Source organism: Lysinibacillus phoenicis (assembly GCF_047238325.1).
In the GTDB taxonomy this organism is placed as follows: domain Bacteria; phylum Bacillota; class Bacilli; order Bacillales_A; family Planococcaceae; genus Lysinibacillus; species Lysinibacillus irui.
Window position 1 is genome coordinate 1,905,711 of the sequence record NZ_JBDFMP010000002.1, and the last position, 22,927, is coordinate 1,928,637.

The window sequence follows — 22,927 nt, forward strand, 5'->3', positions numbered from 1 at the left end:
TTTGACATCCTCTCAATATTACTTATCAAAATTATACTTTTCTTTTAAAGCTTGTACGACACATGTTGGAACTAGTTCACTAACATCACTACCGTATTTCGCAACTTCTTTTACTATACTAGAACTTAGGAAGGAATATTGATTCTTCGTCATAATAAAAAATGTTTCAATGGTTTCATCTAGGAAACGGTTCATAGAAGTAATTTGCATTTCATATTCAAAATCTGAAACTGCTCGTAAACCACGAACAATTGCTTTCGCCTTTTTTTCCTTGGCATAGTCAATAAGAAGGCCCGAAGAACTTTCTATACGAACATTTGGTAATGTTTTTGTAACTTCAGCCATTAAAGCCATACGTTCCTCTACGGAAAACAACGGATTCTTCGCTGAATTGTTTAATACTGCTACATATACAATGTCAAACACATCTGCCGCACGCTTGATAATATCTAGATGGCCGAATGTGACAGGGTCAAAACTCCCAGGAACTACAGCAATTTTCTCAGACAACTTATTCTCCCTCTTCCTCTTTACAGCGATAAACCGAAATGATAGTTCCGCCATATGTTTCTTGTCTTGTTAAAACAAACTCCCCAAAATGCTGAGGTAATGGTACCTCTTTTGCATGTTCACATAAAATAATACCATTTCGTTGAACTTTATCGTTGTCAACAAGAACCTGTACTAAATCATAATATTCCTGTTGATGATAAGGAGGATCTAAAAAGACTAATTTAAAGGTAATATCACGTTTTAATAGCGCTTTCACAGCACGCTTTGCATCAATTCGAAAGAGCTCTGTATCCTCTTCATAGCGACATTTTTTTATATTTTCTTGTAGCACCTGGAATGCTTTGGCGTCTTTTTCAATAAAAATAGCACGCTCCGCCCCTCGGCTTAATGATTCAATACCCAAGCCTCCACTTCCGGCAAACAAATCAAGTGCAATCCCTCCGTCAAAAAACGGACCGATAATATTAAAAATCGATTCCTTTACTTTGTCTGTTGTAGGTCTTGTCGTATTTCCAGCTATTGCTTTTAACGGCATTCCTTTGCGTTCTCCTGCTACAACTCTCATAACAGCATATCACCGTACTTTCATCCATATAAAGTATTTTTGCAGCGAAAGAGTGGCCCTCCGCTGCAAAAGTTATTATTGTTCTTGTGCTAATACTTGAATTCGCTCATCTTTCTTTTGTAATTCTACCAAGAATAAACGTTGTAACCAAGCCTCTTCTACATAATAATGATCAGCAATCTTAATAATTGGTTCAGAAATAGTCGAATATCTTCGTTGATTGAAGACATAGAATCCTGGCTCTTTAGGGAAGCGGAATGTACGATGCTCACTATTTACATAATAACCATTCTGCCCTTCCTCAGCTGAGTAACCAAGCTCAGGTAATAATGTATCTGCAGTATACAACGTTTGCCCTTCATAGCGAATAACACGTACGTCTTCCTTCAACACATCATTGACATACACATCTCGTGCATCCTCAAATAAAAGTGGATATATTCCATTTTTTTGCTGTGCGTTTAATGTAAAATAGGATGTCTTAGCATCTAATACTTGCGATAAATACTTGTCCAATGTATCCGGTGAAATCGATTCATCCCCTAGTTTTTTCAGCGTTTCCTGCCAAGCTTGTTGTTGATTATCCGTCATATATTCATTTAAGTTCGTGATAATTTTCTTCGTTCTTTCTCCGCCAATTTGGTCGTTTAATAAGTAGGATGCCACAACTTCAGGTAACCATTCTGGAGAATCCACAAATTTAAATTGAGATTTAATTTGTGACAAAATCACTTCCTGTTCAACAGCTTGTGCAGTAAGCGTTGGTAAAAATAACAATCTCTCATCATGAGCTACTACTGGACTTTTCTCTTGAATAATGGCAATATGTTCATCATTTAAAAACTGTAAATTTTCGAATGATTTTAGGAAATCATTTGGAATGGCCTGCTGGGCATAGATCGATAATACAGGGGATTGCTCTTGTACTTTAAGCTTACCTGCTTGCCAATAAAGATCTTGAACCGTTCCATCTCCTCTAAACATTGTATAATTGACATGAACTAATTGTTGTTGACCAACTAATGGTAGACCTGTAATCCATTGTCCATTCACTTTACTGTCCGTCGAAATAGATACAATTGAATAAGATGCTTCACCATTCATTAGTGTAGCAAAAACATTTTGAAGGAGCATCTTATTTTTTAAGCCACCCTCAATGGGAATTATGTATGACACAGATTGTGATTTTGTTTCTCCTTTTGCAAAATAAGAAACTTCATCTGATAAACGTTCACAGCTTTTTTCATTTTCGATAAAGCAACTAGCATTCGTTGCTTTTTCTGGCCATTTAATCTTCACCTTTTGATTCGGCAGATTTTTAAAATGGTGACGAATATCCAAGCTATTTTCACGATAAACAATTTCTATTTCCTGTGAGTAATGAAAATCACCTATGCCAGTTTCTAGATCAGAAGAATAAGCATGATATTGGAAAAATAACGTTCCTGTAATAATTAGTGCTAAAATAGAAAAAAAGCTTAATGCAAATTTCATGTGCTTGACCTCCCGCAGCATGATACTATGATAATGGAAAGGATGTGCAATTATTATGCCACAACAATTTATAGAATTAGGTGAAGGCTATGGTGATGTTTACGAGCTACTCGAAATTATTAAAACCAATCAGGAACGTTTTCATCAAGCCTTTATACTAACTTCTACAAAAGAAGATAAGAAGGTAATTTCTTTAGCTGTCGCCCTGAAACCAGTCGGTGAAAGTAAATTCATGCCTATATATATTTGTCGAGAAGGCATCCCATATAATGAGGAACAACCAACAAAGCGACAAAAAATGTTTGAAGCACAAATAGAACAACTCGATCGAAAAGCAGTTGTTGTAGAAATAAAGCACTCATCTATATTTTCGGAATCAAAACTATTTTATCAATACTTAATCGGCATATTAAGACTAAATAACTATATACCTGCATTAACTTAATATTATAGACCTACTTTATAGTCGTATTCCTTTGCTTTATCTGGTTTTGCATTTTCATATTCAGTTTTCACAAATGGACGATAAGACTCTACAACGTCTTTCACAAATGGGAGGCGTTGTAGTTTTGTTGTCATCATGTCAATATCCTCACGATCACAGTAAAGCACTACGTACTTTTGCCTTCTAGAAATATAAAGAACATGACCATATTTCCGAAGAGACTTCGCATGTTTTAATTGATGGACGTAAACGATTAGCCCTTGTCGTTCGTTCATATTGGATTCCCTCATTTCTTACCTAAAAGAATACCATAGACCAGAAAATGATAGCAACAGAGTTTAGCTGACAGAACGCTCAATTTTCCGTTATAATGGAAAAGCATAAACATTGAACTTGGCAGAATTATGAATCAGGTGTTTTTGATGAATGAATGGTTGCTACATTAAAAGGAATAATAAATGCTGCTAACGCCTCGATAATGGAACGTTTTAACACTTAATCTCCATAACAATTATTTTATATGATGACGGCAAAAATCAGCATGAAAAAATCACCTTATTCACTTATACTAGTTTCTAGTTTTGGTAGCTCTCCAACGTTGAGCACTTACAATCAATGAAAAATGAAATCACTATACTTTTTATATGACGATAATTGTTAAGGAGGACGAATATGGGTAAGAAAACAAAAATTGCGCTTGCCATTGCAGCAGCAAGTGCAGCGGCGTGGGCAGGTAGTAAAGCGATTTCTAAACCGCAGCAACGAGAAAGCAAACAAGCATTACAATTTGATCGCCCTGTAATACTTGCACATCGTGGCGGAGCTCATTTAGCACCCGAACATACAATGATGGCTTTTGAAAAAGCTGCGCAGCTAGGTGTTGATGGCTTTGAAATCGATATCCGCCTAACGAAAGATGAGGAAATTATTGTTTTCCACGATGAAACAGTTGAACGTACTACAGATGGTTATGGTCTCGTTGCTGATATGACATTGGCAGAACTTAACGCCTTAAACCATGGCTACCAGTTTGAAGATCTAGATGGAGCTTTTCCATATAGAGAGGATAAATTAAATGTAGTAACGTTACGAGAGCTATTAGAAAGTTATCCAAACATGCTAATCAATATCGATATAAAAGATGCTCCTGATACGTATGAAGGAAGTCTAATGCCTTCAAAACTTTGGCGTTTAATTGAAGAACTTGGCGCTGAACATCGTGTCGTGGTAACAAGTTTTTACGGTGAACAAATAGATCGCTTCAATTTATATGCTCAAAATCAGGTAGCACTTGGTGCAGGTGAATCGGATGTAAGAAAAGCATTCGCTTCCTTCTCAAGTCAATTTGGACATTTATATCATCCAAAAGTAGATGTATTTCAAATCCCACCTAAATCAGGGGTTATTGCTTTAGATTCGCCTAAATTTATTCAGTTTTTAAATAATCTGAATATACCTGTTCACTATTGGACGATCAATGACATAGACACAATGAACAAATTGATCAATAATGGAGCACAAGGCATTATTACTGATCGCCCCGATATTGCTGTAGAGTTATTACAAAAGCAAGCTTGATATAAACAATAGAAAGGGAAGGACATTAGCAAGTCCTTCCCTTTATTTTTGAAAGCTCCCGAAATTACTTTCACTACATAATGAAAAAAGACTGTAAACAACTGCAAGTACCTTCGAGTTGTTTACAGTCTAGAAGAGATGTGTTTTATACACACCTTACATTACGCTGAGCAAGAGCAAGAACCACCCGAGCCACATCCTCCTCCGCAAGATGAACCAGAGGCAAAGAATGGATTACTTACAGGAACTTTTACCGCTTCAGAGACTGTTTTTCCTATTAAAAGGCTAATCTCATCCAGTAAATCCTGAAAATCGTTTTCAGCAATTTTTAAGGCTGAAACTTTCTCATTTAAGTCAAGTGCCCTCTTTTGTTGGCGAATTGACTTCATGATTGTATGGTAGTCCGGATGATATTTTCCGAAACGTTGTACATCTTCGTACTGCTCTTTCATGCGATTAAATGCATAAATAGCCTCTACAATTTGCGTATCACTATATACTGCATCATACGCTTGTTGTAGCGCGATCGCTGGTTCTGAGGAAAGAATCATCTTACAAAGCTCTTCGGCCTCATCTAAAATGATTACCCAGTCAGAGGTCATCATCATTTTTAATTCCCCCAATCTCTTTCCCATCATAACAGATTTTATGGTAATTTTACATTAATGATATTTTTAATGAAAGAGGTTTTCCAATTGATGTCAACAGCTAAAGGACAAATTGAACAATTACTTGGCGCAATTTTACAAGAAAGTACTGAGGAAGATGAGGAAGTTTTATTTCATCTTTTAAATGGATTACGTGATAAACAACAAGGCATTCATCGTCGTTATATTAATGCTGCTCTACATATGGTAGGAAAATTTGAGCCTGAAGTGAGCGAGGTCCGTATCCCTATTACTCCTGTCATCCATAATACGATTAAGGTACCACACGGCGGCATTATTGCAACGATTGCAGATGCAGCTATGGGAGGACTTGCTTCACGCTCTGTACCAGAGGGATATAATGTAGTCACTACAAATATGAATGTCTCCTATATCGCCACAACGAAGAACAAAGAATTGATTGCACGTGGTCGTTTTGTCCATAAAGGACGTCAAACGCTTGTCATGGAATGTGATATAGAGGATGAGACGGGGCGCAAGCTTGCCATAGCTACGGGCTCTTTCTTTGTTATTCAGCGTCGTCTGTAATTAGATTTGAAAAATAGTCTTTGATACATTGTTGGTCGGAAAAAGGGAATTTTTGATTTTTAATTTGCTGTGTTTGTTCATGCCCTTTTCCGGCAACAAGGACAATATCGCCCTTTTTCGCCTTTGCTAAAGCTTGATGAATAGCAAGTTTTCGATCTAGATAAATTTCGTAGTATTGTTGCTCTGTAAAACCAGCAATTATACTTTCATTAATAACAATTGGATCTTCATCACGTGGGTTATCTGTTGTTAAATAGATTACATCAGCATATTTACTCGCCACTGCACCCATAGCAAATCGTTTCGCCTTATCGCGATTTCCTCCACAACTAAAGACTAGGTAAATGGTTTTGGAACGATCAAAGGTTTGTAATACAGCTTGTAAGGCTTCAGCAGTATGGGCATAATCTACATATACCTCAATACCTAACGGATTATCAATTTTCTCAAGCCTTCCTTCTGGTAGCTTTAAAGACCACATATGCTCTACAATATCTTCCATAGGGACCCCTATACGCCATACTGCCATTAAGGCTGCTATCGTATTTTGTACATGATATTTTCCGACAAAAGGGATTTCAACAATATGCTCACTCGCGGTAGTTTGTAGACAAAGTACAGTTTTTCCAGCTGATTCACTGACAATTTGTATATGTAAATCATTGTGATTATCAAAGCCAAATGAGCAAGATTTTTTCTTATCATAGATACCAACGGAACGGCAAAAATTATCATCTCCATTTAACACTAGCTTTTTGGATAAATCCGCTAATCTCTTTTTCGCACGTTTATAGGCTTCTAACCCTCCATGATCTTCTAAATGATCATCTGATAAATTTAAAAATACACCACAATCAATATCACAATGATCAAGTCGATGTTGTTGTAAACCCATTGAAGAGGCTTCTAGTACAACATGTGTCACACCTTTTCGTACACATTGCTTTAGGATCGGATGTAACTCTTTTGCTTGCAATGTTGTTAATTGTTCGTAAGCTGTTTGTTGCTTTTCACCATTGATGAAAAAACCAACTGTACCAATAACTGCTGTTTTTTTATGTAGAGCGTTTAAAAGCTGACTTACAAAATGACTCACTGTTGTTTTTCCGTTTGTTCCTGTTATCGCAATAACTGTTAAAGCCTCTGCTGGAAAAGCAGCAAGTTTGGCACTTGCATACGATAAAAATAATGCGGTATTAGGAACCCATACAAAAGGAATTTCTTTATCTATAATGGGTAAAGAAATACTTTCTTCAGACACAATGGCAGCAGCACCTCGTGCCAATGCTTCTTTAACAAAACGACTACCCGACGTTTTTTTACCCTTTCGTACAATAAAAATGTCACCAGGTTGTACTGCCTGAGCGTAATCCTCTACACCTGTTATTTCTGTTCGAATAGATCCTCCTGTCACACTACATGGCCAGTCTTTTAATAACTCAGCTAATTGCAAACCTCATTCCCCCCTTCGGTTCTCTATCATATGACGGCTTTTGTAACGGTGTGACGAAAAATGCAGAAGCCTAAAGAGGGAATAAAAAATGAAGACAAACTCGGTTAATCAAAGCTTGTCTTCATAAGGGGGTTTCTTCTATTATGGTGATAATTGATCAGTTTTTTCTATAGAATCTTCACTAACAGGCTCTTCATTTGTTTGCCCTTCACTATCTTTTTCTTTACTATCCATCTTTTGCGAAGAAGCCGGCTCTAGATAAATTTGTGTATAATAATCCACAAAAGCGCCTGAACCAACGCGTGTGAATCTATCATTTAAAAGTACCTTCCTATGCTCAGGAGAGTTTGTCCAACCGTGCATCGCTTCTATTGCATCAAAATAAGCGGTGGCAAGATTTTCATTGGCATCACTATACTCGATATTATTAGCTTGTAATCTTTTTTTTAAGTCACCATATGTTGGGGACTCATGTGCTAAGAAGTTTTGTACCTTCATATCTTCACTATGCTTTCTTGCCACTTCTTCTAACGAGTTATCCATTTCTAAAGGTGGTAAATCATGATGGACTCTCGTCACATTTAATAAATCATCAAGCTGTTTGGCACTAGCCACATCGATTTCTTGTTGCAAAAAAGAGGAAGGCGGTGTCCGTCTAACTAGTTCCCCTTGATAGCTCATTTCATAGGGCTGATGAAGGACAAGTGTTTCACTGTCTGTATAACGTATTCCCTGCAATTCACTTGTCTCCCGATCTATATAAAGCTGTGCATAAAGACCATCAAATTTAACAAGTAGCCTAGTTTGCATATCCTCTTCACTCATGGAGAAGATGAAAATATTGTCACCAACAGTAGCTGCTACCTCATAGTCAATAATTGTCATGCGGTATATTTCATCGCGTTTCTGACCAACTTTAAAAGGAAATGCATCGATATTTTGTCCTGCTATGTAAACTTGCTTCACCACATTTTTTTCAACACCAACCATAAAAAACGTAGAGACATCATCATTGTAGACCCACCATTGATAGCCAAAAGAGGATGGTTCTTTTCTTGCTGGTTCCCCGTACTGCTCCAACACAGTTTGTGTGTCTTTTCCTATCAATGTTGATATGCCCGTTTGTGGACGTGTCATTGCACCTACAGCGGCCTCCTGCTTTAGCTTTGTTTGGGGTATGATATTTGAATTGGTATTTGGCCCTTCTAGTGGCTCATTTTCCTTGGGGGTATTAAAGAACATAAAGCCGATTATTGCAATTGCACCACAAAGCATTAAAATGCGTAATAAAGCTTTCATACAGGACTCCTTTTCATCACCATTATTGTAAGTTATTATATCAATTGTAATTGGGTTGACACAATGTTGTCATTGCAACAATGTCAAATATGCTCTATTATAAAAATGAGCGTATACTTTGTACGAGAACCTAAAGGAGGACTATACATGTATTTTGAAAATACTAACCTTGAAAATTTAACAGCTGATCAAGAGCTAATTGTCAGCATTATGAAAAAACATGGTTTAGAATGTGATGGCGGTTGGGATTACGAGCGTATGACATTCGATAAACGTTTCGATACTCGTGAAGGTCGCTATTACCTACGCGTATTCGCATATGCCATTTCTGGTGATGTAGGCGCACATGATGCCATCCTTACGTTAATGAAACCAGCTCTTGGTAAATATTATTATCCACATGGTGTAGAATATGGGGATGACGAAGTTTACCCAGCACATCTTGTTAAAAAATGTGAAGAAATCTTAAAAAAGGTTAAATTAGAATTAGATCAATTCTCAATCGAGCCTACAAATAAAAATAACTTTGAACCTGTAAACGCACGCTAATCTTTAGAGTTTTAAAGTGATAGCAAGTATAGCGTAGATAGCTTCATCGATGTGAAAAGACTGGTGGTCCAGTCTTTTTTTATTTGAGTAAAATTATTTTTTCTTCTCATACTACCTATATCTTTTACATGATGTAGGTGAGAATATGTTATCGTTTTTTAACCGTCCTTTTTTTCGTCATCCCATTATTGTTATTGCAATGGGCATTTTTATTCTCTGGTTCATTTCAATATCATTACCAATCTTACTTGCCTACTTAACCGCTTTACTTTTAGAGCCTATTATTGTTCGAATGAGTAAACGGTTTCGAAAAAAACGTAAAATCGTTGTTTTCATTTTCTTTTTATTTTTTTTAACTATAACTTTATTATTATGTAGTCTCCTTCTCTTTATAAGTTGGAAACAATTTTCTTCATTTATCATGGATATTCCTGAGTACCTTAATCAATTATCTGCTTTATGGATACAAATGCAATCTAAACTCAGTAACTACACTTATCATTTACCTGTAGAATTAGTTTTACAAATCCAATTTATGATTGCAAAAGCTTTGGCTTCTATTGAAAAATTCGCCCTATCCTTAACAAACATTAATGTCTGGTCAACATTACTAACATATATTCCCACTCGTTTATTTGATATTTTTGTTTACTGGATTGTCTTGTACATGCTACTTTTAGATTTGCCTAGCATTAATCGGAAATTATTAATGCCCGTTCCTTTTCATTATCATCAAAAAATAATTTTCATTGGACAACGTGTAAAATTAGCCCTATTTGGATTTCTAAAAGCTCAATTCCTAGTCGGCCTTAGTATTTTTGCTATATCATTCGCAGCATTTTACTTTTTAAAAACACCATTTCCGATACTGTTAGCTTGTTTGCTTGTTGTGTTAGACTTTATCCCTTTTCTCGATTCATTTCTCTTATTAGTCCCTTGGGCTATTTACCAGGCGTTTGCTGGTGATTATCTTTATGCTGGGATCTTAACGTTATTAACCGTGGGACAATTTTTAGTACGAAGAATGATTGAACCAAAGATTATTGGCGATAAGATTGGACTTTCATCTTTAAATACTTTTATTGCCATGTTTATTGGGTTTAAAATTTTTGGTTTTCTTGGCATTTTAATTGGACCATTACTTTTTGTCGTGGTACTTTCTTTATTTCAGCCTACTACAAAAAATCTCCCTCCTGTACAAAAATAAGGAGGGAGATTTTCTTTAAAATCCTAAAATGGCTTTAATAACTGAAGTCGTTTCACCAGGTTCAAATAAAACATATAATAGTAAATAAACAAGGACACCTGTAATCGCAACAAAGAACCAAATAATACTTGTGATTGGTCCAATTCTTCTATGCAATTTGAGATTTGTTTTTAAACCTGAAATAATACTAACAATACCAAATACGGCTCCGGATGTTGCCAGGATAATGTGGAAAATCAAGAAAAACGTATAATATGGTTTTAAATGTTCACCACCACCAAAAGCAGTATTACCTATAAACACTGTTCGTGAAGCATAAATAATAAAGAAAATAAGTGCAGCTACACCTGCAGCAAGCATTACTTTTTTATGTCCTTCTACATTTCTTTTTATAATTAAGCCCCAACCTATCGCTACGAGTACAGCACTAATCACGATAAATGATGTACTTATAGTAGGCAAAATTTGCAATTCCATTGTCAAAACTCCTTATACATAGTAAATTTCTATTTTAAAATTAATGCTGCTGTTGGCTTTCCCATTTTTTTTGGTGTGCAGCTAATGCGTCAGCAGTAATTTTATCTGGATCCTTTTGTTCAGAACGATACCATCTTGTAAAGATTGTACCAATTAATACACCAAAAATAAGTTCTTGTAAGATTTTCATTAACACGCCACCTAATTGCTGGTCTGCAACAGGCTTCATGTCTGTAAATAGCTCTGGTCCTGATAAAGATAAGCCTGATAACGTAGAGGCTGGTACACAAAGCTCCATTGCTTTTAACCATGCTTCACCATTTGTATATGTTTCATACATTGCATTAGGAGCGAAAATAATTAATCCACAAGCAGGTGTAATTAACACGGCATTGGCAATAATATAGGCTAATTTATGTAATGGCTTCATATGAGCTCTATTAGGCATATTTTGAATTAAAGGCCAGTACATAAAAACAGCAGAAAGAAATAATACAAATGTATAGGTACCATGTAATGTTTCATTTAATTTAATGTAATCTAATATTGAAGGTAAATGATAGAAGGAAAATAAACCAATAAACACAAATACTGCAACAACAGGTAATGTCAGTACTTTAAACAACGTTCTAACAACTGGTGCCTCAATAGCAACTTTCCAAACCCACCAAGGGATCCCTTTAATTAGGAAGATGGGAACAAGTAATAATAATATAGCCATTTGCACCATATGCATCGTAAACATAATATGAGCCATTAAATCAATTGGAGAACCTTTGATAATATAAATAGTAATCATGGCTAACACAAAGTAAATGGCTTCACCCTTTTTTAAAGGCTCACTTACTTTAAAATCCTTACGCCACTTTATTGTGACTAAAAAATAGATGATTGTTATAAAAACAAGAACCCCTATTAAATATGGGCTCCACAATGCTTGGAAACCAAATATACTAAGTGGCATATAGAACGCACTCCTTTAAACTTCAGTACTCCTATTATAAAACGCTTACAGCTATACTGCAATGAACGAAAGGTGAACAAATGTTAAGTTTAACAGTGTTTGCTTCTTTTTGAAATCTACATAACTTCACTACAATCAGAACCACCAGTCTAACTGGTGGTTTGCTCTACGCGTGAAACGCTGGGGTACTGGCCCATGTCTAAAGACACACTGAAAGGTCCGCCAACCGCACTCCGTTTTCACGCTACCACTAAAGTGGTTTTATTATTTTCGCTTTTTTGCTTGTATTTCTTCTCCTGTAAATGGATCAATGAATTCTTTCATAGTCATTTGATCCTCAAGAATATCCTCTTGCAATTGATTTTTTATATATTCCTGTATGATTTTTCTGTTTCGACCTACTGTATCTACATAATATCCGCGACACCAAAACTTCCTATTTCCATATTTGTATTTCAGGTTCGCATGCCGATCGAATATCATTAAACTACTCTTCCCTTTCAAATAACCTACAAACGATGAAACACTTATTTTTGGTGGAATACTCACCAACATATGAATATGATCAGGACAGGCTGTAGCTTCAATGATTTCTACTCCATTTCTTTCACATAACTGGCGAAGAATTCTACCTATATCTGCTTTGATTTTTCCATAAATAATCTGCCTTCTATATTTTGGCGCAAAGACGATGTGATACTTACAATTCCATGTCGTGTGTGCTAAACTTTTATTATCCATTTGGAGCCCCTTTCGTACGAAGTCGGTTGACCAGACCTGATTTCATTGTACGGCTGGGGTTTTTTTCTTGTCCATAGCTAGAAGCCCTTTGGAACCCCTCGCATAGCAAGGGGTTTTCAAAAGATACAATAAGAAAAGCACGTTCGTACAATATGACGAACGTGCTTTATTGGTGATTACCACCAAATGATTGTTAAAAATGCTAAGAAGAATGTAAATGCGATTAAAATTCCCATCCACATGAAGAAACCAATAACGCCACCGAAGTGTGTTTTTTTGTCTTCTAAGTGCATGAAAGAATAAAGCTGAAGTACAACTTGAACACCAGCCAATAATAATACTAATGGCATGATTAAGTATTTAGAAAAATCGGCTGCAACTACTGCGAAAGCGATAAAAGTAAAGAAAATCATGATCGCAAAGTTGATTACTTGTTTACGCATATGAACGGCATTATGATGACGATCATATTCATATTGTGCCTGTGACTTAGCAACTATAGGTGTATCGTGTGAAGACATTATCCGATCACTCCCATCAAGTATACTACTGTAAAGATGAATACCCAAACAACATCGATAAAGTGCCAATATAAAGCAGCTACGAAGAATTTAGGTGCATTGTACAAGTTTAACCCACGTTTAGCATTTCGGATCATTAAAGTTGCAATCCATACAAGTCCTAAAGTTACGTGGAAACCGTGTGTACCAACTAAAGAATAAAATGCAGTTGCGAATGCAGATTGGTTAAATGTAAAACCAAGGTGCACATAGTGTTGGAATTCATAAATTTCAAGTGCTAAGAATCCAAGACCTAAAGCTAAAGTAATTGCTAACCAAGTTTGCATACCTTTAAAGTTAAAGTTACGCATATGGTAAATTGCGTATACAGATGTTAATGAAGATGTTAATAATAACATCGTCATTGCAAATGCTAATGGTAATTCAAATAAACCTTGTGTTGTGAACTCCATGCCAGCTGGCCCTTTGTTCTTAAGCGCTAGGTAAGTAGCGAATAAACTTGCGAAAAGTACAACTTCACAGGCAAGGAAAATCCAGAAACCAACGACTTTATTTTTACCTTCCATCGTAGCTTGTTCAGGATGGTCTGGCCAAGTATGAGGAGTAAACTTAGTATTGAAATCCATTATTTATTTCCTCCTTTGCCGTAAAGTTGTTCTTCAATTTCAATAATATCTTCTTTGTGTAAATGGAAGCCATGATCGTCTTTAACAGAACGGAAAATCATCGCACCGAAAGTAATTGCTAAACCAATGATTAAAATGTAGATTGACCAAGGTTTATCTGCATCTGGATTGTAAAGAGCACCAAATGCTGCAATAAACATACCTAATGAAATAACGAATGGAATCGCTGAGTTATTTGGCATATGGATATCACCTAGTGGCTCAGCAAATGTCACTTCTTTGTTACCTTCTTGTTTTTCAATCCACCATGGATCTAAACCACGAACAAGTGGTGTTTGACGGAAGTTATAGAATGGAATTGGTTGTGGAATTGACCATTCTAAAGTACGTCCATCGCCCCATGGGTCGCGACCTGCTGGTTTGCCTTTGATCGACATTAAGCAGTTGATTACCATTAAGATAACCCCTACACCCATCATTAATGCACCGATTGTAGAGATATAGTTGAATTGGTCCCAACCTTGACCTTCCATGTAAGTGAATACACGACGTGGCATACCCATTAAACCTAGGAAGTGTTGAACGAAGAACGTTAAATGGAATCCGATAAAGAATATCCAGAAAGTAATTTTACCAAGCGTTTCGTTTAACATACGGTTGAAGAAAATTGGCCAATAGAAATGAGCTGAACCAAATAATGCTGTAACGATACCACCAACGATTACATAGTGGAAGTGAGCTACGATAAAGTAAGAATCATGTAGTTGATAGTCAAGAGGAGCAGATGCTTGCATTACCCCTGTAACACCACCCGCAACGAATGACGGGATGAAACCAAGTGCATAAAGCATTGGTGTTGTAACTTTAATAGATCCGCCCCAAATTGTTAGGATCCAGTTGAATACTTTCATACCTGTTGGAACAGCAATAGCCATTGTTGCAACAGCGAAGATTGCGTTTGCTGTTGGCCCAAGACCAGTTGTAAACATATGGTGGGCCCAAACCATGAACCCTAAGAAACCGATTAAAATTGTAGCGAATACCATTGAAGAGTATCCGAATAAACGTTTACGAGAGAACGCTGGGATAATCTCAGAGAATAACCCGAACGCAGGTAATACTAGGATATAAACCTCTGGGTGTCCGAAGATCCAGAATAAGTGTTCCCAAATAACTGTGTTACCACCCATTGTATGGTCAAAGAAGTTACCACCGAACATACGGTCAAATAACATCATTAATAAACCAATTGTTAATGGAGGGAATGCGAATAAAATTAACGCACTTGATACAAGTGAAGTCCAAGTGAATAATGGCATACGCATGAATGTCATACCTGGAGCACGCATTGTAATGATCGTAACGATGAAGTTAAGACCAGAAATTAAAGTACCTGCCCCTGAAATTTGTAAACCAAGAACATAGAAATCAATACCATGTCCTGGAGAATATAAAGATAATGATGCATAAGAAGTCCAGCCCGCATCAGGAGCGCCACCCATAAAGAATGACAGGTGAAGGAATACTGCACCTAGGAAGAATAACCAGAACCCTAAAGAGTTAAGGAACGGGAATGCAACGTCACGCGCACCAATTTGTAATGGTACAAGCATGTTCATAAATGCAAATAGTAATGGAGTAGCAGCTAGGAATAACATTGTTGTTCCGTGCATTGTTAATAATTCATTGAAAAAACCAGCTGATACAAAATCGTTATTTGGTTTCATTAACTGAATACGCATTAATAACGCTTCAAAACCAGCGATAGCGAAGAACAATGTTCCGGCTAATAAATACATAACTGCTAACTTTTTATGGTCGACAGTAGTAATGTAATCCCAGACAGTTGCTCCAAAGCCCTTTTTCTGTGTGTATGAGCTCACAACTTTTACCTCCCTCAAAATTTGTTACTATAGAACGAAAATTATTTTTCTACTGATAAGCCCATGATATAAGTTGCAAGAGCTTCAATTTCCTCGTCAGATAAATTACCGTAGATAGGCGCAGTGCCTTCAGCATTCATCATCAAGTTACCTGGTTTAAATTCCTCTGGGTTTTTAATCCAAGCTTTTAAGCTTTCTTCATTGTGTTCTAAGAAACCAGCAACACGGTTACGATCACCAAACGTAGTTAAGTTTGGACCAGGTGTACCGCCTGCTCCTGAACCTGAGATAGCGTGACAGCCTAAGCAGCTGTTAGCAAAAGTTGCTTCACCAAGATCTGTTGAAGCTTTGTCAGCAGTTTGTCCTTCTGTCGCTTTCATTGCGTCAACCCATGCATCAAATGCATCTGGGCTTAATGTTTTTACTTTAAAGTCCATTAAAGCATGTGAAGGTCCACATAATTCAGCACATTTTCCATAAAATACGCCATCTTTAAGATCTTTTGATTCTTTATCAAATACTAGGTAGAATTTGTTTAAGTTTTCTACGTTTGTATCCATTTTACCGCCTACAGCAGGAATCCAGAATGAGTGCTTAACATCGGCAGCTTTTAAATTAAAGTAAACTTTTTCACCTGTTGGTACTACTAGCTCTTGAGCCGTTACGATCCCTTGGTTAGGGTATTCGAATTCCCACCAGTATAATTTTGCTGTTACATTGATTGTAAGGGCTGTTTTGTTCCCTTCTTCATCTACTTCATCCATTGCAGCAACATCTGCGAATTTATAAGTAGTTGTAACAACTGGTACAGCGATAATTAATAATAAAATAATCGGTATAACTGTCCAAATCACTTCTAACGTATGACTACCCTCTACTTGCTTAGGGATCACATTTTCACCAACGCGTGAACGACGGTATTTTACGAATGCAAGTAAATAAATAACGGATACTACTACTACTACTAGCGTCATAATTACAGTAGTTAACAGTAATAAGTTCAATTGTTGTTTACCTACTTCTCCAGATGGTTTCAGTGTTGATAGATAATCCTCACCACAACCTGAAAGGAAGACCATCATCACTGCTAGAAGTGAAAAAAGACGCCATTTTTTAAGCCCTTTCATCATAGCTTAATTAAACCCCTCTTTCTTTGTTGTATTTTCATGTGTACCTAGGACATTAGTTCTGTCTATATGAATTCTTTAAGAAAAGAAAGAATTCCTAAATTAGCTAAACACCGCAAATATGATCATGGCTACAAATAGTATGGTCATATGATTCAATGAATAAATAAACATTTTATTTGCCCATTTCATATCATCTTTTGTTGTAAAGCCTTTCAGAGCTAGTATTAACCAACCCAAGTTCAATGTAGTAGCAAGAGTTAAAAAGCCAATTCCAAGCTCTGGTAAAAGGAAAGGTAACGGTAATAATAAAAGAATCCAGAATAACATTGAGTACTTTGTACGTTTAAATCCTTTTACTACAGGTAGCATTGGTATTTTAGCTGCACGATATTCCTCTGTTCGTTTCATAGCAAGCGCATAAAAATGTGGTGGTTGCCATGCAAACATAATTAGGAATAAGGCAAGTGCTCCCGGACCTAAAGCAGGCTCAACCGCCGCGAATCCAATAACTGGAGGAATAGCCCCGGAAATACTTCCTACAACAGTGTTGCTAACATGCTTCCTCTTCGACCACATTGAATACAGAACGACATAAGCAAATATTCCTACTAGTCCCCACATGCCGGCTGCAAACGATGCCGCAAATAACAAAATTTCACCTACAATTAAAAATGAGAGGGCAATGGTCAATACGAAATTCGGCTTAAATCTGCCAGTCACTGTCGGCCTTGCTTTTGTTCTTTTCATGATAGGATCAATATCCTGATCAATGTAGTTATTCATTGCGCCTGAGCCACCGATGATGAATGCTGCACCCAGCATGGTGTAAAAGATAACATCAAGCTCTTGCAAGAAATGTCTACTAGTAAACTGAAAAGCCAGCCACATCCCTGTAAACGTTGTGACAAGATTCGAGTTAACGATTCCAATTTTTATTAGTGCTAAGAAATCTTTTACAACAGATGTTGTTTCTGGACCAGTATTTCTAGTAGCCGCCAGTGTACGACCGTTTGACATAATACCTCTCCTTTCATTTTTGTAAGCATATTCCGCTAACAATAACTATAGCGAAATTTGCGATTGATTTCTAGACATTAAGTGAAATTTAGATGAAGTTGTAAAAATTAGCTTTGTCTAGAAATATAATTAAAAACAACATATCTATAGTAAAACATTTTCTAAAATGAATTGTGAAGGTTAAAGCACGAAATTATGAACAATTTGTGAAATGGAATCGACATCTATTACTCCCTTCTCTTTACAAGTTGTTTTTTATACGTATTTTCGATATTATCTAGTAGCAGAAACATTACGTTCTTGTAATGTTGATAGATAAAGTAGGTGACTCATTTTATGCAACACAACAGGTATTTGAAGTGGTTTGCTGTTGCCGCTACAGTTGGGATGCTCCTTATTTTACTAGGTGGGGCTCTCGTTACTAAAACAGATAGTGGCTTAGGCTGTGGTCGAAACTGGCCTGATTGTAATGGATCTCTTATTCCAAAGGAGATTACACCAGAAGTCCTTATTGAATTCTCACATCGTCTTGTAACTGGAGTCGTATCTATTTCAATTCTTGTGTTAACAGTATGGACATGGCGTAAACTCGGACATATTCGTGAAGTAAAGTTACTTGGTTTTTTAGCAATGTTTTTCTTAATCGCGCAGGCTCTTATAGGAGCTGCTCAAGTTTTATGGGGACAAGGTGATTTCATCCTAGCCCTTCATTTTGGGATTTCTCTTATTTCCTTTGCTGCGGTTCTTCTCCTTTCTATGATTGTATTTGAAGTCGATCGAAAATTTGATGCCGATAACGTATTTATTGGTAAAAAGTTACGTTGGCATACAATTGCTGTCACAATTTATTCTTATTTAGTCGTTTATACTGGGGCGTTAGTTCGTCATACAGATTCGAGCTTAATTTGTCCTGACTGGCCATTTTGCTATAATGAGACACCTTTTGCACCTCCCAATAATATGTACGAATGGGTGCAAATGGGACATCGACTAGCTGTTCTTATTATTTTCATTTGGATTGCATACATAACTTGGCACGCTGTGAAAGAATATAAAAACCAACGTGTAATTTACTATGGATGGGTTATTGCATTTACTATAGTTATTTTACAAGTGATTGCTGGTATGTTAGTAGTCCTAACTAGACTGAATTTAACGGTAGCTTTACTGCATTCATTATTTATTTCCCTTTTATTCGGCCTATTATGTTACATGATCATGCTAGTAGCTCGTAGTAATTATAATGAGAAAAAGAAATAATCCATTAAAAAAAGATTCGCCACCTATTATGTGACGAATCTTTTTCTATGTCTTTAGTTTTGTTTCTTCATTGTTTCCGTTCCTATAATACCTACAATTAAAATAATCATAGATACTAGGGCGTAATCTTTAAAAAATGTTGTAAAAGGAATGTCAAAATATCGACAAATCATCGTTATAAGGCGGCCTCCTAATAGGATTAAACCTATGACAAACATCCAATTAAATAATGCTTTAAGCATTTTCACGTCCCTCTACTTTCATTGCGGTTCAAATAATATTGTTACTTCTTGATCTTTTGCACATTGCTTGCCTGTTTGAAAATTAAAGCTGCTCTGGTAGAGGCACAGTTAGCAATTTACGCTAAACTTCCCATCACTTACGCAAGGATATCTAAAAGTCATTTTCGTCCACCATTATATGCTGCTTAATGCCTGAATAAAGGTGTTATGGTTATTATACAACCATTTGACTAATCAAGTTTGATACAATGACTCCTTCAACAAATAAAAAAGGTTATGTAGATACCAAAAAAGTATCTACTAACCTTTTTTCAAAACGATTTATTCAATTTCAATCAATAAATCACCTGTTGAAATAGCATCCCCTGCACTTGCATAAACCTCTTTTACAACACCGTCTTTTGGCGCTTGGACCGTTGTTTCCATTTTCATCGCTTCCGTTATTAATAGGTGATCACCACGTTTGACTGGACTGCCCTTAGAAACAACAACCTTTAACACAGTACCTGGCATTGTAGCACCAATTTGGTTTGGATTACTTGGATCTGCTTTTAGCGCTAGGTTGCCATCTACCTCAACTGTCATATCTTGAATCACTAATTCACGTGATTGGCCGTTCAGTTCAAAGTACAGAACGCGCGTCCCATTGTGCTGTGGCTCACCAATCGAGACTAGTTTAATAATTAATGTTTTACCTTTTTCGATTTCAACCTCAATGATTTCTCCAAGCTTTAAACCATATAAGAATGTTGGTGTATCGAGAACCGAAATATTGCCGAAGGATTCTTCTGTTTTCGCATACTCCTCAAAAACTTTTGGATAAAGAGCATAGGCTAATACATCCTTCTTTGAAACAGGACGATTTAATTTCTCTTCTAGAACAGCTTCTAATTGTTCAAACTGAATAGGCTCTAATAATTCCCCTGGGCGCACTGTAATTGCTTCACGGTCTTTAAGCACGACTTGTTGCAGTGCCTCTGGGAATCCACCATGTGGCTGTCCAAGATAACCTTGGAAGAATTCAATAACAGAGTCTGGGAAATCAATCGTTTGTCCCCTTGTTAGAACCGTGTTTTCGTCAAGATCATTTTGGACCATGAAGAGTGCCATGTCCCCGACCACTTTGGAAGATGGTGTCACTTTGACAATATCTCCGAATAGTAGATTTACACGGGAATACATACGTTTCACTTCTTCCCAACGATCGCCGAGACCCACTGCTTTTGCTTGTTGCTGAAGGTTACTATATTGACCGCCAGGCATCTCGTGTACATAAATTTCAGAATGTGGGCTGATCATGCCACTTTCGAAATCTTTATAGTATTTACGAACATCTTCCCAGTAGTACGATAATTTTTCTAATGCATCAATATCCGCACGTACCTCACGTTTACCGCCCTTCATTGCATAGTACAAGGAATTGGCACTCGGTTGAGATGTAAGACCTGCCATAGATCCAAGCGCTGTATCAATGATATCTACACCTGCTTCAATCGCCTTAGCATACAAGTAAATTCCATTTCCACTTGTGTCATGTGTATGCAAATGGATTGGCAGACTTGTCGTCTCTTTTAACTCGGAAATTAAACGGTACGCAGCTTCCGGTTTCAATAAACCAGCCATATCTTTAATAGCTAAAATATGGGCACCAGCTGATTCAAGCTCTTTCGCCATATCTTTATAGTATTGCACTGAATATTTCGCACGGCTGTCGTCGAGGATGTCCCCTGTATAACAAATTGCCGCTTCAGCAATTTTTCCTGATTGACGCGCAGCATCTATCGCTACTTCCATTCCTTTAATCCAATTCAAGCTATCGAAAATACGGAACACATCAATACCTGATGCTGCGGATTCAGCGATAAATTCACGGATTAAATTGTCAGGATAGTTAGTATAACCAACGGCATTAGCTCCACGTAGTAACATTTGGAATAGCACATTCGGTACTTGTTCACGCAGTTTCGCTAATCGCTCCCATGGATCCTCTTTTAAGAAGCGATACGCTACATCGAATGTTGCACCGCCCCACATTTCCAACGAGAATAACTGATGCATCATACGAGCTGTTGCATCTGCAATTTGATACATATCCTGTGAACGAACACGTGTTGCAAGCAGGGATTGGTGAGCATCGCGGAATGTAGTATCTGTTAGTAGTACGTCTTCCTGTGCTAAAATCCATTGCACTAAGCCATCTGCTCCCTGTGTATCTAAAATCTGTTTCGTACCTGCTGGAGGTGCTATTTGTGTATCGACTTTTGGAATATTCGGTTGTACAAAAATAGGCTTTGATTTTTTTTCAACACCAGGGAAGCCGTTTAATGTCACATTACCAATATAACTTAACAGCTTTGTCCCACGGTCCTTACGTACAGGGAAATGGAATAGTTCAGGTGTTGTATCAATAAAGCTTGTGTCAAAAGCACCTGATAAAAACTTCTCATGTGTTACCACATTATTTAAAAACGGTATATTCGTTTTGACGCCACGAATTCGGAATTCTTTTAAATTGCGATCCATTTTCGCAGCAGCTTCTTTAAAGTTCATGCCTGATGTTGAAATTTTCACTAGTAAAGAGTCATAATACGGTGTTACGACAGCACCTTGGAAACCATTCCCCGCATCTAAACGTACACCGAAACCACCACTAGAACGGTATACCATTAATTTCCCTGTATCCGGCATAAAGTCATTTGCAGGGTCTTCTGTTGTTACACGAGCCTGAATTGCATAGCCAATCATTGGCATATCCTCTTGCTTCGGCATATGAATTTCTTCACTATGCAGAGCATAACCTGCTGCTACCTTGATTTGGGCATGGACGATATCGACACCTGTAATCATTTCTGTAATCGTATGTTCGACTTGAATACGAGGGTTTACCTCGATGAAATAAAAATCTTCGCCTGCGACTAAAAATTCCACTGTCCCTGCATTTATGTACGAGACATTCTTCATTAATTTCACGGCAGCGTCACAAATACGATTTCTTAACTCTTGTGAAATCGAATGTGATGGGGCAATTTCAACTACTTTTTGGTGACGACGCTGAATCGAGCAATCACGCTCATATAAGTGCACAATATTGCCCTGCTGATCACCAATAATCTGTACTTCAATATGTTTTGGTTTGATAATAGCTTTTTCAACATACACCTCATCAGAACCAAAAGCAGCCTTTGCCTCTGATTTTGCCCTTTCATAAGAAGAAGCAAGCTCCTCCGGTGTATGGACTAAACGCATCCCACGACCACCACCGCCAAGTGCTGCCTTAATCATAACTGGATAGCCGTAAGTGCTAGCAAATGTCTCTACTTCTGCTAGATCAGCTACTGGACCATCTGTACCAGGAATAACAGGAATTTCTGCCGCAATGGCTTGCGAACGTGCTTTGACTTTATCCCCAAACATATCTAAATGCTGAGAAGTTGGTCCGATAAAGACAATGCCTTCTTCCTCACAGCGACGGGCAAATTCCACATTTTCTGATAAAAAACCATACCCTGGATGAATCGCATCAACATCTGCATCTTTTGCGATGGCAATAATATCCTCGATATCTAAATAAGCATCGATTGGTTTCTTGCCAGCTCCCACTAAATAAGCTTCATCTGCTTTAAAGCGATGAAAGGCACCACTATCCTCCCTTGAATAGATGGCAACAGTTTGGATATTCAGCTCCGTACATGCACGGAAAATACGAATTGCAATTTCTCCTCGATTGGCTACGAGAATTTTGTTGATTGATTCCATAGGTATCCCCC

23 protein-coding genes are annotated in these 22,927 nt (G+C 37.2%); 6 read left to right on the forward strand and 17 right to left on the reverse strand.

What is annotated here, in order from left to right; translation table 11 throughout:
- Positions 1–18 precede the first annotated feature (18 nt).
- From coaD to ABC382_RS11175, 3 genes are all read right to left on the reverse strand, one after another.
- Positions 19–510 carry a pantetheine-phosphate adenylyltransferase gene (gene coaD / locus ABC382_RS11165; protein ID WP_274795847.1) on the reverse strand — a complete coding sequence of 164 codons (492 nt, stop codon included), beginning with the start codon at positions 508–510 and terminating at the stop codon, positions 19–21.
- Between the two features lies 1 nt (position 511).
- A complete protein-coding gene (rsmD, locus tag ABC382_RS11170; RefSeq protein WP_312506813.1) occupies positions 512–1,078 on the reverse strand; it encodes a 16S rRNA (guanine(966)-N(2))-methyltransferase RsmD in 567 nt (188 codons plus the stop codon).
- 75 nt (positions 1,079–1,153) lie between these two features.
- Positions 1,154–2,572: an RNA polymerase II gene (locus ABC382_RS11175; protein WP_322611382.1), complete on the reverse strand. Its 1,419-nt coding sequence runs from the start codon at positions 2,570–2,572 to the stop codon at positions 1,154–1,156.
- Positions 2,573–2,627: 55 nt separating this feature from the next.
- Between ABC382_RS11175 and ABC382_RS11180 the strand changes: the two genes are divergently transcribed.
- Positions 2,628–3,017 carry a DUF7147 family protein gene (locus ABC382_RS11180; RefSeq protein ID WP_274795843.1) on the forward strand — a complete coding sequence of 130 codons (390 nt, stop codon included), beginning with the start codon at positions 2,628–2,630 and terminating at the stop codon, positions 3,015–3,017.
- 2 nt (positions 3,018–3,019) lie between these two features.
- On the opposite strand, the gene ABC382_RS11185 is transcribed toward ABC382_RS11180, so the two are convergent.
- Positions 3,020–3,292: a YlbG family protein gene (locus tag ABC382_RS11185; RefSeq protein ID WP_054611705.1), complete on the reverse strand. Its 273-nt coding sequence runs from the start codon at positions 3,290–3,292 to the stop codon at positions 3,020–3,022.
- Positions 3,293–3,689: 397 nt separating this feature from the next.
- Here ABC382_RS11185 and ABC382_RS11190 point away from each other — a divergent pair, with 397 nt between their 5' ends.
- Positions 3,690–4,595 (forward strand): glycerophosphodiester phosphodiesterase family protein, encoded by a 906-nt coding sequence (locus ABC382_RS11190; protein ID WP_274795841.1) that lies wholly within the window; start codon positions 3,690–3,692, stop codon positions 4,593–4,595.
- Positions 4,596–4,756: 161 nt separating this feature from the next.
- Here the strand turns inward: ABC382_RS11190 and ABC382_RS11195 are convergent, their stop codons facing one another.
- Positions 4,757–5,203, reverse strand: a complete 447-nt coding sequence (locus ABC382_RS11195; protein ID WP_274795840.1) for a YlbF/YmcA family competence regulator — start codon at positions 5,201–5,203, stop codon at positions 4,757–4,759.
- A gap of 90 nt (positions 5,204–5,293) precedes the next feature.
- Between ABC382_RS11195 and ABC382_RS11200 the strand changes: the two genes are divergently transcribed.
- The gene (locus ABC382_RS11200) at positions 5,294–5,791 is read left to right on the forward strand and encodes a PaaI family thioesterase (RefSeq protein ID WP_274795838.1); all 498 of its coding nucleotides are present in this window, start codon (positions 5,294–5,296) and stop codon (positions 5,789–5,791) included.
- On the opposite strand, the gene ABC382_RS11205 is transcribed toward ABC382_RS11200, so the two are convergent.
- Both ABC382_RS11205 and ABC382_RS11210 read right to left on the reverse strand, forming a co-directional pair.
- Positions 5,772–7,244: a UDP-N-acetylmuramoyl-L-alanyl-D-glutamate--2,6-diaminopimelate ligase gene (locus ABC382_RS11205; RefSeq protein WP_274795837.1), complete on the reverse strand. Its 1,473-nt coding sequence runs from the start codon at positions 7,242–7,244 to the stop codon at positions 5,772–5,774. The genes ABC382_RS11200 and ABC382_RS11205 overlap by 20 nt on opposite strands.
- A gap of 141 nt (positions 7,245–7,385) precedes the next feature.
- Positions 7,386–8,543, reverse strand: coding sequence for a CAP domain-containing protein (locus ABC382_RS11210; protein ID WP_274795836.1), 1,158 nt, complete (start codon positions 8,541–8,543; stop codon positions 7,386–7,388).
- A gap of 147 nt (positions 8,544–8,690) precedes the next feature.
- Here ABC382_RS11210 and ABC382_RS11215 point away from each other — a divergent pair, with 147 nt between their 5' ends.
- On the forward strand, positions 8,691–9,092 hold the full coding sequence (locus ABC382_RS11215; RefSeq protein ID WP_141903391.1) for a YugN family protein: 402 nt from the start codon (positions 8,691–8,693) through the stop codon (positions 9,090–9,092).
- Between the two features lie 145 nt (positions 9,093–9,237).
- The gene (gene ytvI, locus ABC382_RS11220; protein WP_274795835.1) at positions 9,238–10,299 is read left to right on the forward strand and encodes a sporulation integral membrane protein YtvI; all 1,062 of its coding nucleotides are present in this window, start codon (positions 9,238–9,240) and stop codon (positions 10,297–10,299) included.
- A gap of 15 nt (positions 10,300–10,314) precedes the next feature.
- Here the strand turns inward: ytvI and ABC382_RS11225 are convergent, their stop codons facing one another.
- From ABC382_RS11225 to cyoE, 8 genes are all read right to left on the reverse strand, one after another.
- Positions 10,315–10,776 (reverse strand): DUF420 domain-containing protein, encoded by a 462-nt coding sequence (locus ABC382_RS11225; protein WP_274795834.1) that lies wholly within the window; start codon positions 10,774–10,776, stop codon positions 10,315–10,317.
- A gap of 40 nt (positions 10,777–10,816) precedes the next feature.
- Complete coding sequence (ctaG, locus tag ABC382_RS11230) at positions 10,817–11,740, reverse strand: cytochrome c oxidase assembly factor CtaG (protein WP_274795833.1); 924 nt, start codon at positions 11,738–11,740, stop codon at positions 10,817–10,819.
- Between the two features lie 264 nt (positions 11,741–12,004).
- Entirely contained in the window at positions 12,005–12,481 is a 477-nt protein-coding gene (tnpA, locus tag ABC382_RS11235; protein WP_412926813.1) for an IS200/IS605 family transposase, read from the reverse strand.
- Positions 12,482–12,657: 176 nt separating this feature from the next.
- Entirely contained in the window at positions 12,658–13,002 is a 345-nt protein-coding gene (locus ABC382_RS11240) for a cytochrome C oxidase subunit IV family protein (RefSeq protein ID WP_274795832.1), read from the reverse strand.
- A complete protein-coding gene (locus ABC382_RS11245) occupies positions 13,002–13,628 on the reverse strand; it encodes a cytochrome c oxidase subunit 3 (RefSeq protein WP_036125326.1) in 627 nt (208 codons plus the stop codon). Before ABC382_RS11245 ends, ABC382_RS11240 begins: the two co-directional genes overlap by 1 nt.
- On the reverse strand, positions 13,628–15,511 hold the full coding sequence (ctaD, locus tag ABC382_RS11250; protein WP_274795831.1) for a cytochrome c oxidase subunit I: 1,884 nt from the start codon (positions 15,509–15,511) through the stop codon (positions 13,628–13,630). The genes ABC382_RS11245 and ctaD overlap by 1 nt, the downstream gene beginning before the upstream one ends.
- A 41-nt stretch (positions 15,512–15,552) precedes the next feature.
- Positions 15,553–16,641 carry a cytochrome c oxidase subunit II gene (gene coxB / locus ABC382_RS11255; RefSeq protein WP_274795830.1) on the reverse strand — a complete coding sequence of 363 codons (1,089 nt, stop codon included), beginning with the start codon at positions 16,639–16,641 and terminating at the stop codon, positions 15,553–15,555.
- 99 nt (positions 16,642–16,740) lie between these two features.
- Positions 16,741–17,658: a heme o synthase gene (gene cyoE / locus ABC382_RS11260; RefSeq protein ID WP_274795829.1), complete on the reverse strand. Its 918-nt coding sequence runs from the start codon at positions 17,656–17,658 to the stop codon at positions 16,741–16,743.
- 336 nt (positions 17,659–17,994) lie between these two features.
- Here cyoE and ABC382_RS11265 point away from each other — a divergent pair, with 336 nt between their 5' ends.
- Positions 17,995–18,918 (forward strand): COX15/CtaA family protein, encoded by a 924-nt coding sequence (locus ABC382_RS11265; RefSeq protein WP_274795828.1) that lies wholly within the window; start codon positions 17,995–17,997, stop codon positions 18,916–18,918.
- A gap of 53 nt (positions 18,919–18,971) precedes the next feature.
- Here ABC382_RS11265 and ABC382_RS11270 read toward each other — a convergent pair whose 3' ends face one another.
- Together ABC382_RS11270 and pyc are read right to left on the reverse strand one after the other, a co-directional pair.
- Entirely contained in the window at positions 18,972–19,160 is a 189-nt protein-coding gene (locus ABC382_RS11270; protein ID WP_274795827.1) for a hypothetical protein, read from the reverse strand.
- 321 nt (positions 19,161–19,481) lie between these two features.
- The gene (gene pyc / locus ABC382_RS11275; RefSeq protein ID WP_412926814.1) at positions 19,482–22,916 is read right to left on the reverse strand and encodes a pyruvate carboxylase; all 3,435 of its coding nucleotides are present in this window, start codon (positions 22,914–22,916) and stop codon (positions 19,482–19,484) included.
- Positions 22,917–22,927: the final 11 nt, after the last annotated feature.